Origin of the sequence: Chania multitudinisentens RB-25 (assembly GCF_000520015.2) — a bacterium.
Lineage (GTDB): Bacteria > Pseudomonadota > Gammaproteobacteria > Enterobacterales > Enterobacteriaceae > Chania > Chania multitudinisentens.
This window is the reverse complement of the sequence record NZ_CP007044.2, coordinates 4,763,624-4,780,917: the sequence shown is the minus strand read 5'-3', so window position 1 is coordinate 4,780,917 and position 17,294 is coordinate 4,763,624. Positions and strand designations below refer to the sequence as shown.

General features: G+C 47.8%; 13 protein-coding genes. 7 read left to right on the top strand and 6 right to left on the bottom strand.

Translation table 11 applies throughout. The features are described from left to right. Positions 1-23 precede the first annotated feature (23 nt). Complete coding sequence (locus tag Z042_RS21245; protein WP_024911459.1) at positions 24-1,337, bottom strand: NAD(P)/FAD-dependent oxidoreductase; 1,314 nt, start codon at positions 1,335-1,337, stop codon at positions 24-26. A gap of 901 nt (positions 1,338-2,238) precedes the next feature. On the opposite strand from Z042_RS21245, the gene Z042_RS21240 reads away from it, so the two are divergent. The 3 genes from Z042_RS21240 to Z042_RS21230 all read left to right on the top strand — a co-directional run bounded on the left by Z042_RS21240 (position 2,239) and on the right by Z042_RS21230 (position 7,352). Further along, positions 2,239-4,830 (top strand): inverse autotransporter beta-barrel domain-containing protein, encoded by a 2,592-nt coding sequence (locus Z042_RS21240; RefSeq protein WP_024911460.1) that lies wholly within the window; start codon positions 2,239-2,241, stop codon positions 4,828-4,830. Between the two features lie 140 nt (positions 4,831-4,970). Then, positions 4,971-5,651, top strand: a complete 681-nt coding sequence (locus Z042_RS21235; RefSeq protein WP_024911461.1) for a ZirU family protein — start codon at positions 4,971-4,973, stop codon at positions 5,649-5,651. Between the two features lie 81 nt (positions 5,652-5,732). Beyond that, positions 5,733-7,352 (top strand): Ig-like domain-containing protein, encoded by a 1,620-nt coding sequence (locus Z042_RS21230; RefSeq protein WP_024911462.1) that lies wholly within the window; start codon positions 5,733-5,735, stop codon positions 7,350-7,352. Positions 7,353-7,426: 74 nt separating this feature from the next. On the opposite strand, the gene dcuC is transcribed toward Z042_RS21230, so the two are convergent. The 4 genes from dcuC to Z042_RS26695 all read right to left on the bottom strand — a co-directional run bounded on the left by dcuC (position 7,427) and on the right by Z042_RS26695 (position 11,935). Then, positions 7,427-8,797: a C4-dicarboxylate transporter DcuC gene (dcuC, locus tag Z042_RS21225; protein WP_024911463.1), complete on the bottom strand. Its 1,371-nt coding sequence runs from the start codon at positions 8,795-8,797 to the stop codon at positions 7,427-7,429. Between the two features lie 162 nt (positions 8,798-8,959). Continuing rightward, positions 8,960-9,784 carry an alpha/beta fold hydrolase gene (locus tag Z042_RS21220; protein WP_037406142.1) on the bottom strand — a complete coding sequence of 275 codons (825 nt, stop codon included), beginning with the start codon at positions 9,782-9,784 and terminating at the stop codon, positions 8,960-8,962. Positions 9,785-10,051: 267 nt separating this feature from the next. Beyond that, positions 10,052-10,909 carry a MurR/RpiR family transcriptional regulator gene (locus tag Z042_RS21215; RefSeq protein WP_024911464.1) on the bottom strand — a complete coding sequence of 286 codons (858 nt, stop codon included), beginning with the start codon at positions 10,907-10,909 and terminating at the stop codon, positions 10,052-10,054. A gap of 120 nt (positions 10,910-11,029) precedes the next feature. Beyond that, positions 11,030-11,935: a hypothetical protein gene (locus tag Z042_RS26695; RefSeq protein WP_024911465.1), complete on the bottom strand. Its 906-nt coding sequence runs from the start codon at positions 11,933-11,935 to the stop codon at positions 11,030-11,032. A 641-nt stretch (positions 11,936-12,576) separates the two neighbouring features. On the opposite strand from Z042_RS26695, the gene Z042_RS26170 reads away from it, so the two are divergent. Beyond that, on the top strand, positions 12,577-12,735 hold the full coding sequence (locus tag Z042_RS26170) for a hypothetical protein (RefSeq protein WP_154667009.1): 159 nt from the start codon (positions 12,577-12,579) through the stop codon (positions 12,733-12,735). Between the two features lie 103 nt (positions 12,736-12,838). On the opposite strand, the gene Z042_RS21205 is transcribed toward Z042_RS26170, so the two are convergent. After that, the gene (locus tag Z042_RS21205; protein WP_024911466.1) at positions 12,839-13,045 is read right to left on the bottom strand and encodes a hypothetical protein; all 207 of its coding nucleotides are present in this window, start codon (positions 13,043-13,045) and stop codon (positions 12,839-12,841) included. A gap of 913 nt (positions 13,046-13,958) precedes the next feature. Here Z042_RS21205 and Z042_RS21200 point away from each other — a divergent pair. The 3 genes from Z042_RS21200 to Z042_RS21190 all read left to right on the top strand — a co-directional run bounded on the left by Z042_RS21200 (position 13,959) and on the right by Z042_RS21190 (position 17,219). Next, positions 13,959-15,407 (top strand): GGDEF domain-containing protein, encoded by a 1,449-nt coding sequence (locus Z042_RS21200; protein WP_037406145.1) that lies wholly within the window; start codon positions 13,959-13,961, stop codon positions 15,405-15,407. Positions 15,408-15,687: 280 nt separating this feature from the next. Continuing rightward, complete coding sequence (locus Z042_RS21195) at positions 15,688-15,876, top strand: hypothetical protein (protein ID WP_024911468.1); 189 nt, start codon at positions 15,688-15,690, stop codon at positions 15,874-15,876. Positions 15,877-15,884: 8 nt separating this feature from the next. Beyond that, a complete protein-coding gene (locus tag Z042_RS21190; RefSeq protein ID WP_236849271.1) occupies positions 15,885-17,219 on the top strand; it encodes a PTS ascorbate transporter subunit IIC in 1,335 nt (444 codons plus the stop codon). Positions 17,220-17,294: the final 75 nt, after the last annotated feature.

Sequence of the window (17,294 nt, the reverse complement as noted above, 5' to 3'; positions counted from 1 at the left end):
ATTTTTGAGACTTATTCCCGTAATTAAACTTCTTTTCTTCCAAGATATCTTTCTTTCATCAGTGACAAAGCAATAGCGGCATCAAGCACTGGTGAAGGTGGCAGATAATTGGCTTTGCCGAGTTCTAACATTGAGCCGATCAGCGGATTATCATGACCCAGCACATAATCTGCCAGTAGCGTCCCGGCGATAGTTTGTTTAGAGACGCCCGCGCCGTTACAACCGCCAGCGGTATAAATACCTTTCTTCAATTCTCCCCAGACTGGAGCACCATTTCTCGTCACGCTGATGGTGCCAGACCAGGTGCGCGTGAGTGGCACATCCTTCAACTGCGGGTAGATTTTATGGAAGATCCGCTGGTGCAACTGGGTGGCATGGTAAGTCTGCGCAGCGGTTATTCTGCCATGCAAAGCGGGTGTTACATGCTGGCGGATTAAGAAGCGATGATCCCGGGTATAGCGCAATGTCGCTCCGGCAATGGCATTGACTGGGGTTAGCCCCCAACTGCTCATCGCAGGGAGTTTCTGTCGTTGCTCTATGGTTAATGGGGCGGTGATGCTGGCGAAGGTTGCCATGGCGGCCTGCTGGCTGGTAATGGGGGCAAGCTCGCGGGATAGCGCGTTGGTGGCCAGCATGACGTTGGCGGCTTTGATGGTACCGTAGGGGGTGAACACTTGTGCCACCTTGCCGGGGTGGATCGCCATAACCGGGGTATGGTTATAGGCGGTCACATTATCTGGCAGGTTATGGCTCAGGCCAACAATCAGGCTGGCAGGGTTGACCAGAATAGCGCTGGGGGTATAAATGCCTTTATGGTAAAAACGGCTGCCCAATTGTTGATAGAGCGCGTCTTGATGGAGAATTTGGTAAGGCTCGTTCATGACATCAAGGTTGTCAGTATATTCCTTCAGCACCCGTTCATTGCGGGTATCAACCTGGCAATGATATTTGCCAACCTCTTCCCATTCGCATTCAATATCCTGCTGGTTAATCAGGGTGGACAGTTGATGGATACCTTCTTGCAGCAAAGCACGATAAGCCTGCGCTTTTTTGAGTTCCGCCGTTGAGCTGCCGATATTATGCGGTAATCCGATAATAAACCCCGAGTTTCTTGCCGAGGAACTTTCTGCCGCACAGGCTGCATCAATAATGATGATCCTCAGGTGAGGCGCGTGGGCTGCCAGCCGCCTGGCGAAGGCGATGCCTGCAAATCCCGAGCCCACGACCACCCAATCTGCCTCGGTATCACCGATGAGTGGAGGATAAGCGGTTGGTAATTGATCGTATTTTAGCCAGCCATTTTGGTTCTGATTTAACGGCACTGATGCGTATTTCAAGCGTATCGTCCTTTTTTAAATTCTTGCCGAGCCAGGGCATCAGAGGCTCAAGATGCGGGTTGGGAACAGGTTGCCAATACCGATAGGCACGATGATTGGGCTTTTTACCCTTTCATGGCAAAACTCTCAGCGGTGAGGAGGGTGCAGTGATTTTTGCATACAACAAAGCGTTACGTCATGACTTAAAACGGGGTTTTAAGAATTGAAACTCGAATTTTTGGGGCTGTTGGCTACCTACCGAGCACTGATAATTCATTAATGGGTGAGAACATCATTTCCCATTCTTAGCGTTATTGAGGGGTATTTATAAATTACTCTTATCAAAATGACGCTGGAATAAAAAAAGCCCCTCAGGCTCGAGGGGCAAAGATACACAACAACACCAGGGAAATCGTCATCTACTGTGGTTTCACTGTATGATTATTGAGACTTATGTATCAAGAAATTTTGTATGATTTTTCTTCATAAATAGAATGAAGCGATTTCAGCCTAAAAAATGAGAAAAGTAGAATTTTTGTGCTATGGAAGATGGGGGGATGGCGGCAGAAGGTGAAGTATCCCGATAGAGTTAGGGGGTAATAGTACAGCTCGATTGAATGTATTTATACCGGAATGTTTGAGGCGAAATCGTTGGCTGGTTTTTGCAACAGGAATCAGTGCACCTTTCTAATAGAATATTACGGTATTAATATATAAATTATATTGATTTTAAAAGGAAAATAAACGTCTTGATAGAATGCTCCTCCTCGCCGGTTTGAGAAAAAAATAAAGCAAGTCTACTCTAACTGATATCCAGAAGGAGTTTTCCTGCGTGACGTTCAAACCTATTGTTGTGTGGATAAATATAGCCTTTCAACTGTTATTACCGTTGAGTCTATCCTTTGAGCCAGCAATAGCAAAAATGCTTTCTTCTTCGTCTCAGGCAGTGTACGACACGGTGCCATATACCTTGGCGGCGGGGGAAACGGTATCTCTTGTGGCGAAAAAGTATCATCTTACAGTGGATGAGCTAAAAAAAATCAACCAGTTCCGTTCATTTTCAAAACCATTCTCTCAGTTAGGCGGTGGTGATGAAATTGATATTCCGCGTACAACATCATTACCTTTGCAAGCCAACCGGGCAGAGAACGAACAACCTCCACCTTCTTCCTCCTATAAAGAAAGACTGGCTCATAATTTGTTAAAAGGGGCCACGGTTCTGGCCGACGATAATACTTCCCAGGCTGCCGCCAATATGGCGCGCTCTCTGGTGGTCACTGAAGCCAACGACTCAGTGCAGCATTGGCTGAGCCAATTTGGTACTGCACGAGTCCAACTGAATGTTAACGATAAGTTCAACCTGGAGGGGAGCTCGGTCGATCTGTTGGTGCCGCTCTATGATGATCAGGAATCGCTGTTATTCAGCCAGTTTGGGTTACGTAATAGAGATAGCCGCAATACCGTCAATCTTGGTGTGGGTGCACGGAAAATACAGGGCAACTGGCTGTACGGCGCCAATGCTTTTTTTGATCGCGATCTGACGGGGAAGAATAACCGGGTTGGTTTTGGGCTGGAAGCCTGGACGGATTACCTGAAACTATCGGCCAACAGCTATCTGGGCCTGACGGGTTGGCATCAGTCCCGTGACTTTGCTGATTACAATGAACGCCCCGCCAATGGATATGACCTTCGTATGGAAGCCTATTTGCCTGCTTACCCTCAGTTAGGTGGCAAATTGATGTATGAACAGTATTGGGGTGATGAAGTTGCGTTGTTTGGTAAGGATGACAGGCAAAAGAATCCTTATGCGGTCACGGCAGGAGTCAGTTACACGCCAATTCCATTGGTCACCATTGGGCTGGATTATCGGGCCGGCAAAGGCGGCCAAAATGACACCAACCTCAATGTTCAGATGAATTATCGTTTTGGGGAGCCGTGGGAGTCACAGATTGATCCGGCGGCAGTGGCCGCGAGCCGCACCCTGGCGGGCAGCCGTTATGATTTGGTGGAACGTAATAATAATATTGTTTTGGATTATCAGAAACAGGCGTTGATCCAGCTGGCATTGCCGGATCAACTGACCGGGAGTGCGTTTGAAATAATCAAAATTGATGCACAGGTCACGGCTAAATACGGGCTTGAACGCATTGATTGGGATACCGCCTCGTTAGTGGCTGCGGGGGGCATGGTGGTACAAACCTCTGCGCAAAGTATCTCAATAAAACTGCCGCCCTACCATGAGGGGAGCAATGTCTATACGTTGGGGGCTGTGGCTTACGATAGCCAGGGTAATGCTTCCAACCGGAGCACCACCCGGATCATTGTGACGCAGCAGAGTATCGGTCACCTCAATTCCACCCTGGAGGCCTCTCCGGCAGAGATACCGGCGGATGGCGTCGCCGCCAGCCTGCTTACTCTTTCTTTAAGAGACGTGAATAATCAGCCGGTGCGTGGGCAAGGGGATCAACTGACGTTGGATGTACATTTTACGCCAGATGCAACGGCAACCCAGCCATCAAGCCACCCATTATTGAGCGCTGTTACCGAGTCTGCGCCGGGTGTTTATACGTATACATTGACCGCAGGATTTGCCCAGGGGGAAGCCATTATTACCCCGGTTATTAATGATATCTCTCTGGCATCAGCTAAAGTTATTTTAACTGAGAGTACTCAGGTATTGAGCCCAGAGAATTCTCTTTTCAGCGTGGAACCTGCTGAGATCGTTGCTGATGGTGTGCAGACCAGCACCCTGAGTTTTACTGCCCAAGATATTCATCACCGCCCGATTAAAGGATTAACCGTGACGTTTGGCGTCACCGATCATCCTGAGGTGGCTTTGAGCGAAGTTACGGAAAATAACGGGGTATATAGCGCTAAGCTGAGCGGCGTTGCGGCAGGCACCGTGGCGGTGGTTCCTATGGTGAATGGGGTGGCGGTGGAAGGGAAATCACAGAATGTGGTACTTGTCGCCGATCACGACACGGCGGAGGTTGCACTGACGGTGCTGGTTGATGATGCCCTCGCTAATGGTGTTGATATTAATAAAGTTAAAGCGAGAGTGACTGATAGGCATGGCAATCCGCTTGAGGATGTGGCGGTAGAGTTTGAGGTGGGTAATAGTGCAGCGCTGGTGACCTCATCAGAGGTGACTGACCATGAAGGGTTAGCGACGGTAACGCTGGGCAACATCCACACCGGAGTGACTACGGTGACGGCCACCGTCGGTGAACACCAGGAACATATCGATACCTATTTTGTGGCGGAAACACCGGTGGCACTGTTGATCTACCGTAACGGTGCTGAATTAACAGAACACCCCATTGTTGGGGATACCCTGGCGGCCGTTGCGATGTGTTCAATTGCTTTGTGCAATGGTGTGCCAGTGAATTATCAGTGGGAAGCTGAGTCTTCTGTGGGGTCAGGGGTGTTCATCGCTATTCCAGGTGCTACCTCAGAAACGTTAACGGTGACAGGAGATTTACAGAGACGGGCGATTAGAGTGGTTTCGCATTAATACGGGTATACCTGTCATACTTCAAGTTACATCTGCGTAGGCTTTCCTGTAACTCGAATTATTGGGGTATAAATCATCGTTCCGGGCGGGCCTGGAAGGTGATGCAAACATTGATTTTGAGTACAGAGAGGAAAGAAACAATGAAGAATCAGCTGGGTTCTCTATTATCGGGGATGTTGTTAAGCACCCTGATCGTCGGATCTGCATGGGCGGCTGTGACGTCCAGCCCGACCACGACAGTAAGAGGCCGCGCACCGGTCATAACACAAAGTACCATTGTGTCTGATAATGCCAGTGGTAATGGTTTAATCGATGTCGGAGATACGTTAAGCATCAGCACCCCAGGGGCATTCAGCGATGCGGATGGCGATACGGCGATACCGGAAACCTATCAATGGCAGGCCGATGGAGCCGATATTCCCGGCGCGACTGGCAATACCTACACCATTGTTGCGGGTGACTTAGGCAAAGCCATTACGGTGGTTGTGACTCCGCATACCGATCCGACCATTACCGATCCAGCCGAGGGTTTAGCCGTTGCTTCTAATACCTTGACGGTAATTGCAGGGGGCATCGTCACTAGCGTAGCGGTGACCGGTGAAGTTGGTGGCTATCCACAAGTTGATACAGCTCTGACCGCAACCGCAACCTGTGCGGGCGGCACCTGTATTGGTGTGACCTACCAGTGGCAGATTGAAACTGGCGTAGGCACCAATACCTTCAGCGATATCAGCGGGGCAACCAGCAGTACCTATACTCCAGTGCGGACAGACCAGAGACTGAGAATTCAGGTGGTTGTTGGCAACACTGCGACTCCGTAATGAAGAGTCAGCCCGGGCTGGCGTGAGGTTGACGCTGGCTTGGGCCAATAATTCAACCCATGAGTATGATGGATACGCTGGATGCTGCACCGTTATCATATCGTTAAGGATTTTTTATGCGGGATATTACTGGTTCTGATCGTCATCACGAGCCAGGCGGTGCAGGCTGTCCAGCAATCCACGACGCCTGTTCATGGGCGAGCGCCAACGTCGACCCTTTCTGTAAACAATACACAGCCGAAAGTGGGTGATGTTATTACGATAACATCGGCCTTCAATGATGCGGATGGTGATGCAGAATCAGGCACGACCTACCAATGGACGCTGGATGGTGCTGCGATTAACGGGGCGATCGGCCCAAGCCACACGCTGAGTCTCAGCGATATTCTGGTTGGCAGTGAGCTGAATGTAACGGTGATCCCACAGACCGATCCCAGCCTCACTGTACCCAGCGAAGGGTTACCGGTGCAGTTAGCCAATCCTATCAATATCAAGTGGCAGCGAACGATCGCGAGCCTGGTGTGGGTTGAGTCGCCATCGGGCGCCATTGCCAATGGGCAAGCTGTGAATACCGTGCGTGCCACTGTGCAATATCTGGATGGGACACCCGCCGTGGGGGCTACCGTGCTGTTTGACGCTGATAACCAGGGTGGAGTCTCAGTGAGTGCGCTAAGCGGGATAGACGGTGTGGCAACGGCTTATGTCACCAATGTTGTTGCCGGTGTTACCCACGTCACGGCCAGTATTGATGATGACTCTCAGTCCATAGATACGCTATTTGTTGCTGGCCCTGCCGATGTTGTGCAGGCGGAAGTGACCCAAAACAACGCGTTGGCTAATGGCATTGATGACAACAATGTGTTGGTCTGGGTGGAGGATAGCCATGGTAATAGCGTGGTAGGCGAAACGGTTAATTTCACTGCGACAAACGGCGTCACGCTGCTGGCAACCAGTGGGCAAACGGACAGCAATGGTGAAGTGAAAATATCGCTGACCAGCGGCTCAGCCGTCAGCAGTGAGGTAACGGCCACGACCAGTAATGGGGTTTCCGCTACCGTCAGCGTTGAGTTTTTTGAAGAAGTACAGATGACGCATATTTTAGCCAACGGCGCCTCTTTCGCGACTACTGATGGTTTCCCTAGAACCGGATTTCTTGGCGCGGAGTTTCAGCTAGTGGTGGGAGAAGATCCGGCGGGAAACAGTGCCTATCACTGGAGTAGCGATCAGAGCTGGGCCAGCGTGGACAGCAGTGGCAACGTGCGTTTTAGTCAGGAACCTACCTCGGCCAATAATCGGGTGACGATCACGGCTGAACATCAGGGTAATGGTTCAACGTTGAGCTACCAATTTACCGTCAACCGATGGTTCAGAAATAATGGCTTTGCCATTATGGGGTACAGCGAAGCAGAGGCATGGTGCTCTTCCCAAGGTAGTGGTTACGCAATACCCGGCTATAGCCAGATGACCGATCGCACCCCGGCTATCGAGACGGGGGCCAACCGGGATGCCAATGGCCGATTGTGGAATGAATGGGGCAGCATGAACCGCTTCTCTACTAACGGTTGGTTCGCCGGTAACTATTGGGTAGGGGAGTTCGTCAGCGGTGGCAATGCTCGGCATTATGTCTATCTGGGGAATGGCAGTTTATTCAGCTTCCCATTAGATGGTAGAACCTATGTGACCTGTTCGTCATCGCGTTAAGCTGGATTGTGTTTTGCTGGAGTGGCTGCGGTGGGTGGCACCGCAGCCCTGTGGGCATGGAATCTGTTCCTGCGTTAATTCAGGATGCCATTCAGTACCAGCATGGCGATCATCCCGCCCGCTGCCGGAATCAACGTGCGGCGTACGATCATAAATGGTGAACATTCACCGGCTTTACTGACCGCAATAATCACGCCAGCAACGGGGGAAATCGATCTTCCCATGCCAGCCATCAGTTGCATTGGCAGAATCATGCTGACTGCGTTTTCGCCAAACTTGGCCGCAATGCCCGGTGCCAGGCCGGAAAACGAGAAGAAAGCGGCGACGCCAGAGCCGGTTATAGCCGCAGTGACGCAGACCAGCAGAGCCATCACGACGGTCATATTGCCGAAGCCAAAACCGGCGGCCTGAACGGTATGGATGATGAAGTCTACGGCACCAATGATTTGCAGCCCTTGTGCGAAAACATCCGCACACACCAGCAGGGAGACGATGCTGGTAAACATTGTACCCATCCCTTTGAAAAACACCTGAATGCCTTTGCAAGCGGCTTTAAAATCCCGTCTTACCAGCAACTCGCAGAAAAATGCCAGTAAAGTACCGATAACCATCGCGGTAACCACATCGATCTTGATACTGCTGACAATCAGCGGGCTGAAGACAATCACCAGAATAACCGGGAAAACGGGCAGGAAAGCGTAGAAAGCCGGTACTTTATCCGTATTTTCACTCGCCTGTAACTGAGGCTGTTGCTGGGCGACCACATGCCCATCTTTAGCATCAAAATAGCGAGCGGTGAAAAAGATCAGGACGGCGACAATCAGCATAACCCCAGTGGCAACCGGCAGTTGATAATGGGCAAAGTAGATGGCTGTTTCCATGCCTGCGTGTTTTGCTGCCAGGTTGGCGGTGCCGACAGCCGGGCCGAGATCCATAAAGGCAGACATACCAATCATTGACGCGGCGGCGGCTTTACTGACACCGAGCCGCACCAGCACAGGGAAGAAGGTCACCAATAACAGCATTGCCAAACCTGCGGCACTAGAGATGGCAACGTGCAGCATCTGAGACAGGATGTACCCTATCGCCAGAATAAGATAAGGAGCCTTGATCATTTGTAATGGCTTGATGCACAGGTTAACCATGGAGTTTGAGGCTTTGATGTGATCCATATAATCGGCAAACCCACCTGCGGCCATAATGATCAAACCGATGCCTGCGACCTGGGTGGTTAAGGATTCTTTTACAAACGCAAAGATATCCGCACCCACCCAGCCGATAGATTTTGCTTTGCCATACAATATGGATTGTTCAGGGAAGAAAATTGCCGTAATCAGCAATAAACTCAGCCCGGCTAACAGTAATATCGCCTGTGGTTGATAGTTTTTGATAATAAACCAGGCGGCGAGCACGGTAATGATGATGCCTATGATAAATCCAGTCATTATACCCCCTTCGATCCTATCCCATTAGAGCTATTCCACTTACCATTTTGGCCCTGGGCAGTGCTTGAAAAGCCTCACGTACTGTGTACGCTCCGGTTTCTGCGCGCTGTCTTTGTCCAAACTGGCTGCGCCAATTACGCCTGCTGGGGAGGTTCTTATTATTCAGTGATTGGCGATAAATTCGCGCAATAGCGCGTTGTAATATTCTGGTGCCTGAAAATAAGGCGCATGGCCCAGACCGGGCATTTCAATATGCTGGGTATAAGGGACCAGAGCCAACAGTTCGGCTTTTAATTTGGGCTGTACGACAGCATCTTTTTCACCGGTTAATATCAAGGTTGGGGCTTTAATTTGCGGTAGCAGCGGGCGGTTATCCGCCAGTTGCAGCATACGGGTGGCGCGTCTTAGCCCTTCCAGATTGGTTTCAGCTGCAATTTCTGCGGCATAATTCAACACCGTTGTTGGCACATCTGGGAACGGCAATAAGTCACGAGCCCGGTTTCTGCCATAGGCTTCGCGGCCGATTTCAGCCAGTTCCTTGAGCCGCATTTCCAGTTTTTCTGAGATAGGGGCGGTTTCCGGCGCGCCGTAACCTGGATGCGTACAGGACAAGACCAGATTCTTGATTTTTTCAGGGTGCCGGGCAGCGTAGCGGCTGGCAATGGTTCCCCCCATTGAGTGCCCAACCAGGGACACTTTGTTGTCGCCAACGTGCTGAATCAGGTCATGCAACATTTGTTCATACGCCGCAATATCGGCGGCAACCAGCGCGGAATCTGCATAGCCTGGCGCATCCCAGGCGACGATACGATAAGCCGGTGACAGTGCGGCAAATTGGAGTGCCCAGGCTTTAGAACTGCCCAAAATACCGTGCAAAAAGATAATGGTCTCACCCGTACCTTGGGTGCGGAATGATAAATTCCCTTGTGGTGTATTGATAATTTGTTGTTCAGGGCAAACAGGAATTTCTCTGTTTTCACTGTTCATAATTAAAACCTCTGTAAATAGAATGTATTCGGCATACTTTAAGTTATCTGTACGTTGGCTTTGTTACTTGAGCGATCCGTGGGGTGCACGATATCCTCGCTCTCCTACAGCTCAAATTATGTAGAGTATAAAGATCAGATGTTAATTGTTTTCTTAAGTTTAGTTTATATAAAAACAAGTTTGTTACTGGCCTGGGTGTAGAATTAGTTATAATAAATAAGTCTGTTTAATCTGCATGTCGTTTGAAATTAATAGTAAATGCAGACGTTATTTACTAAATACATTAAATGCTTCGAACAAAGACTCCATAACATGAAAGTTATCACCTAATTCTTTATCAGTAACTTCTCCCATATAATTCACCAAGGCTTCAATCAGCACGAATCCGGCACTGCGGCTGCTGAACAACCCACTGTGCTGGCTTTCCATCAACAACAATGCGCTGGCAAAGTGACTGAAGGGGTTGACTGCATTATCGGTAATCACGATGGTGTCCCCGCGGTTTTGATAAAACCATTTTATCAGCCTGGTGGTCACGCTGGAGAACCGGTAATAGGAGATAGCAAGCAGCACATCGCCTTTTCGCGAGTCGATTAATTTATGGGGCAAGTTGGCAATATTGGCATCGAGTAACACAATGTCTTTCTTAATGTATCTGCCGAGCAGATAAAAATATTCTGCTAAAGCATGCGCCGTTGCGCTGCCGATAACATAAAGCCGCTTTTCTGGATCGCAAATCAGCGAGATAGTTTTTTCCAGATCCTTTTGGTTAATGTTTTTCAGGGTATTATTAATGTTGTTGGTGATTTCACTACAGTGTTTCTCAATATATTCAATGCCATTCTTTACATTTTTCTTTTTGTCAAAGCGCTCTATTGGTGAAATATTCTTACGAAGATCGGTTTCAATAGTCGATTCCTTGAAATCACGAAAGCCATTGAAGCCAATTTTCATCATAAAACGGCCCAGCGTTGACTTGGCGATATCAACTTCATTACAGATATCAATCACTTTGCTGTACGGTATTGACTCGAAATGCTTGTTAAAATAATCAATGATACGTCTGTCTGTATCGGTAAGATTACTCAGGCCAGCGATACGTTGAGAGAAATCAGCCCTGTTCATGTTTTTCCCCTTCAGTAAACGCTTTATTCATTAATAGCCAAACTCAGGGGAGAGAAAAGGGGAATCAAAAATTCCCTTGTCAGAAATGTGTGTCATCTCTCATTCCCCTGAGATTGCTGGTTAAGGCCGGAGCTTGAATTCGCCATGTTGCTCAAACCAGGCAAACTGCTCAGCACCATACGCAGACATTTTGGCACCATCATGCCCGACATCAGGCAATATGCTAAAGCGCCAGTTAAACTCAACTTTGTAGCGCTTGGCTTTTTGCTGTGCGGTGAGGAAATAGCTCTCGGCACGCGTTAACCGGCTATCCCCCTGTGCCATCGCTTCATAAGAGCGGCGCAGCAAAGGGTGGTAAGGGTCATTGTCTTTAGCACCCACGGTAATCAGTACCGGTTTGGCAAAATAGTCTGCTAACTGCTTTTGTGATACTGACACAGGAGCCTGATCTAAACCATACGGCCAGCGGTTTTCGACATCGGGCATGGTCCACCATCCGGCTGCGGCACAAATGGCGGCTTTAACCTTGGCCTCTGGAACAAAGGTTAGCATGCGGTGTACAAACTGGCATCCGGCGCTGTTACCGAATAAATAATAGTTCTTCTGCTGAGTGATCCCCTGTTTCTGCATCTCGGTAAACAGCTCGTCAATCACGGTGAATGCCCATTGGCCTTTAGGATTCAGCTGATGCGTTTGGGGATTTTCTATATTACCCAAGTTGTAGCCATCATTACCGGGATAGTCAGCTTCGGAGAACAGCGGTGCGATAACGATCAGTTTGTTTTTTTCGGCATTTTCTATCCAAGAGTTGCGATACTCAGCGGCATTACGGTTCAGGCCAGTGAGCACGAAAACCACGGGGGAATTGGCATCAGCTCCGGTTGGTTGGTAACTGAAAACCTCCATCTGCTTGCTGGTTTGTGGCACGGTGAAGCTGAAACTACCGCTCTCTTTCGGCAAGGCCGCCGCTTGGCAACTGCTGGCACTTAAAGCTAAAACCACGAATAAACTGAGTTTGTTGTTCATTGTTTTTAACCTTGATTGAGTGAAGATAATTTATAACCTAAGCATCAGCGTTGGCTTCATGCAGAAGTGATAATGAATAGGTTATTACTCATTAACAGTGTTTATTATTATGTTTGCCTGAAATAAACTGTTAGAAAAAAATTAACACTATTACTGCTTAATAATGATTCACCCTATACGAAGGAGAAAGCGGTTGTGAATGGGAATTGAAAATTCCCATGGGGAATATGTGATGATAAACACATAGTAAAATCAAGAAGCGAAAATACACTGCTATTGATAATTTTTTGAGCCAACCACTCTATTTTAAGAGACAAGCGTTGCATGAGGTGGAGGAAGGATGGAGTATTTACTAACTAGCTGATTCTGCTACACCTACGCGTACTTCCTGCCAAGGAATGAGGTAGCAAACGCGCCAACGATGATGCTATCTTCACCGTAGGAAGTGGCATATCAGGCAATGTACAAAAAGTTGTCTGTATAACCAGGGCAATTTTGTACCGCTGGCGTAATGGATCGGTAAAGGGCGCAAGTCGGAGATTGACTTCTACCCGAATGCTCACCTTGGTATCCCTAAAGAGTAGGTTAACTGCGATGGGCTGGAATAGTAATCCTCGGATATTTTAAATAAAGGGTTATCTATGAAAGTAAGAATACTTCCCGTCTATTTGTTCGCTGTTTTAGGCTATCAATCTGCCTTCGCCAAAAGTGTTAGTTTTATTACGGAAATTGAAAAAATGAATATTAATCGCTTGGCGCTCGATAAAAACACCGAGCCCATCCGGGCTGCAAATCACTAGAATATCATCAGCTAAAAAATCCTATGGGCGAGATTTTCATACTGATTACTGAAAAAGCGCACAATGCTGGTTTCAACATTGTGCGAGTAGCTGGCTCGTAGAGTTATTTCTTCTCTACAGCAACCTGAATGGCATCTGCAAGAGAACCAATGTATTTTTCTGCCGTTTTTAATTGATATTCAACACCGTTGCCATCATTGGTATCAGACAACGTTGCCTTCAAAAGCTCCAATGCCGCTTGCACGGCCAGTAATCTGCGTTTTTGCTCTTCTGTTGGTGTGAGCCCGGAGCCAAAATAATTCTCTAACATATTCGTTTCCTTTTGCTAGACCTACCGAAATGGCAGACAACATAACGTATATTGAAGTTATTCCAGCATTTTTCAAGGCATTGTTGCAGGTTGTGTCCGCAATGGCGCGTGGGGCGAGTAAGGAGTGAACGGTAGGCTGGCGATGGGACTCTGGGTAATTGAGGGACTCGGCCGGTTATTTTGCTTAGGTTCGTAGTGATTAATCGTTTTGTTGTACGCCGTCATCTTAGTGTTCATCAGGCAGGTTGCCCGATGAAAGAAGAATATTTTGTCTGGTTTTTCCATCACAAGTTACATCTGTCTCATTACACTTACTTTCGTATGACAATTCTATACATTCCCTCTGTTACCTTGTAATGGCCCTATGATGTTGTGTGACTGACTTCCTGTAGTGTATTACCATCCTTGTTGACGTTTATCCCGCCTGGTGCGGGATTTTTTTTTCCCCAACTCCCTATCGATCACGTCTGGTTGTTGGTTGGGGTGAACGATGGGCATACCAAGCGGTTTTGCGCACGCCGATGGAAAGGGAGTTGAAAGCATAACATGGATGGCCTGTGCTGCTTATTTCCTATTAACCATCTCCGCCAGGCTTTTTTCGTTGCTCTTTTGCTGAAGTTGCAGGAAAATAACCAAAAACAAGAAAAATCTTAGCAAATGCGTTGTGTTTTTTTGGTTTCATTCGTGTCAGTTATTTTTAGCCTTGTAACATTTTAAGCTATGCTTTTATGAGATGTATGGGGTTATAAATTTAACCCGATAAACGTAATACTCTAATTTAAATAGTAAATTAAGCAGTACAGTTTTTAAATTGATTCATTTTTTTAGATGAGAACGTTTTTTAATTCTCATTTTTCCGGGAAAATAATATGCACACTATATGTATGGTTGCTTTGAAAGCCTGGAGCGGGTTATGAGCATTGGGTTACATGCGAACCATCGCCTGCCAGCCACGATCCAACTGATTAATCTTTTTATGCTCGCCTGCCTGCTTTCTTGGGTGGGTATTTTTACGCGTCCTATCGGCGCATTTTCGCTATTCTGGCCTGTGAACGCCATCCTGCTTGGGTTAATGCTGCGCAAACCCGGCTACGCCACCCCAGTGGGATGGAGCGCCATGTATCTTGGCATGATTGCGGCCGACCTGACGACGGGAGAAGGTTGGGTATTAGCGCTGTGGCTCAATATTTGCAATATGGCGCTGATTGCCACTGGCTACAGCGTGATGTTGCTGTTACCACAGTCTCAGCGCCGGATGGGGAAACCGCAGGCGATTTTATACATGTTCACTGCGTGTTTACTTGGGGCAGCGGTAGCCGCCACGCTGTCGGCGCTGCGTAATGACAACTTATATAACAACACCGCAATGGTTACCTGGGTGTCGTGGTTCAGTGAACAATTCTCCACTAATTTGCTGATCTTGCCCGTGATTCTGGCTGCTCCACGTTTGAAACAGTTACTGCGCCTTCAAATAAACTGGCAGTGGCGCACCGGTATGCCGTTGTTGGCTCTGTTGTGCTCGTTGGCATTCAGTGTGTATATCGGCGGGCCAGGAGCGATAGCATTCCCCATTCCAGCCTTGTTGTGGTGTGCCGTGCGTTATCAGTTATTTACCGTCACTTTGCTGACGTTACTCACTGGGTTAACGGAGATCATCAGTATTTCTGCCAATCTGATGCTGTATGAAACATCGGGGCCGCACGTTACGGTGATTGATACGCTGATGTCGGCACGATTGGGGATTGCCATGCTGGTGATGGGGCCGCTGATCTTATCCAGTTCGCTGGTGGTAAATCGTAAGCTGCTGCGCAGGCTGGAGCACAGTGCCAACTATGATTTTCTTACTGGTGCACTGGGCCGTAGCGCTTTGACGCGTAAAGCCAAAGAATTGCTGGAACACAAGTATCAAGCGAAAGAGGCAGTATCACTGTTGTTGATTGATATTGACCACTTCAAGCTGATTAATGATACACACGGCCATGTGATCGGCGATCATGTCTTGTCGGCATTTTCTCACATCATGCGGCGTGAACTGCGCCATGATCAGCTGTTCGGTCGTCTTGGTGGTGAGGAGTTTGCCATTATGATGCCGCGTGCACTGGCTGCACAGGCGATGGCATTGGGGGAATATCTGCGCCGACGGATTGAAAACGCCGATCTGAACCCGAATGGTAAGGAACCGTTGCGGATTACCATCAGTATTGGGGTTGCCAGCCTGGCGATGAATGAGGAGAAATCCCTTGAACAGCTGATGAGTATGGCGGATATCGCGCTGTATCGTGCCAAGTCTCAGGGCCGCAATCGGGTCGAGTCATTCAATATGATCAGTGGTAGTCAACTGAACTATACCATGTTCAAATAACCCTCACCCTTGGTTTGGGGTAAATGGCATCCTGCAATAAGAATCAGGCAGAGGGCGATCTCTGCGCTGTTTTGAACGTTCCCGCCGCAAAGTGACTGGCTCTGTGCGCAAACTGCGGTTGGGTACTGAAGTGGATAGGCAGCCATTCTTTTCTGTTTCCCTCCAGCGTGACTTCGTTTCTGGTGTTTAGCCCGTTTGCACCGGTTAAATAGTTATTTATTCACTTTAAATCTATCTTTATTCATTATTGTTCTATTGATTATTGTATGGAAAAGATAGAATGAAACGTTGGTTTATAAAAATAAAACAATGTTTCATTTTTATTAATTGCTTGAGTGAGACGATTGTCAGCGGTAAAAAATTAACACGTGCTATTACTGTGCGTATCGAAGGTCCGTTGCCTTTCTTTGCCTTGAAAGTTACAGCATTGTTAACAGGGAAATTGACTTTCCACGAAGTTGTAACTTGAAATCCATTGTGTGTTCTGCAACGAAACTTTCACAAATAAGGCATGTTAAAATAAAGAGGGGAATCGTGGAAATATTGCTAAGTTTAGTAAAAACACCATCGGTAATAATTGCCATAGTGGCTTTTTTAGGATTACTTTTTCAGCGGGCATCATTATCAAGGCTTATCACAGGGACCTTATTATCCTTCATCGGTTTTACCATGATCAAAGTGGGCGGCGGCATTTTAATGAAAGTGCTAACCGCATTCAGCTCTTTGTTTTCTCACGCATTTAATATTGTTGGTGTGGTGCCGAGCAACGAAGCTATCATGGCAGCAACTATCGACCAACTGGGCGCTACAGCGGCACTGATTCTGCTGTTTTCTATGTTGCTGAATATTTTTCTGGCACGCTTTACTCGATTTAAAAATATTTATCTCTCGCTCCACTTAGTGCTATTTATGGCCTTTGCTTTAACGGCGGTACTGGCTCAGCTAGGTTACAGCAATGTTGCAATCATCACCATTTCATCGATATTTATTGGTTTTTATATGGCAGTATCGCCTTATATTTTGAGTAGGTTCAGCCGCGATATTATTGGTTCTAATGACTATTCTATTTCTCATGCCGCGATCTCCTCTTATATTATTGGCTCTTATATGGGGAAATGGCTTGGTAATAAGAAACATGATACTGAGCATGTGGTTATCAGCAATAAATTTGACTTTATCAGGGAGCCCAATGTTGCCACATTGCTGACAATGTTAATATTGCTGATCATTTCCAGCATCTTTGCTACCCAGCCGCAGGTCAAAGAGGCAATGACCATGGTGTATGGTGCTGGGGTAGCAGATAAAAACGTAGTGATCTTTGTGCTGGAACAATCTGCCATTTTCGCTTGTGGCCTGTATTTGGCCAAAGCCGGTGTTAACCTGTTCACCGCCGAAATCGTGCCTGCGTTTAAGGGCTTTGCCAAAGTTTTTGCTCCTGGGGCGATCCCTGCCGTTGATGTTATGGTGCTGTTTACCAAAGCGCCTAATGCAACGTTGATTGGTTTTCTGGTCAGTTTCCTGGTGGAGTTGGTCTGTATCCTGATTTTCCCGTTCATCGGCCTGCCGATTATTGTGCCAGGCATTATGGCCAGTTTCATTACCGGTGGCGCAGCAGCGATTTTTGGCAATGCGACCGGCGGGTTCCGTGGGGCGATCATCGCCAGTATGATTAACGGTTTGTTGCTGTGTGTTTTCCCGGCGCTGACGTTACATCTGTTTGCCGATCTCGGTGCCAACGGCGTCACTTTCGCCGATCCAGACTTCACCATTTCATCACTGCTGGTCAACACGGTATTTGGCTGGTTTAAATAATCTTGCACCCCGATTAGCGAATCAGGTTGGCAGCGTTAATCGGGGGAAACCAGCAGGGTAGCAATAAATTTATTG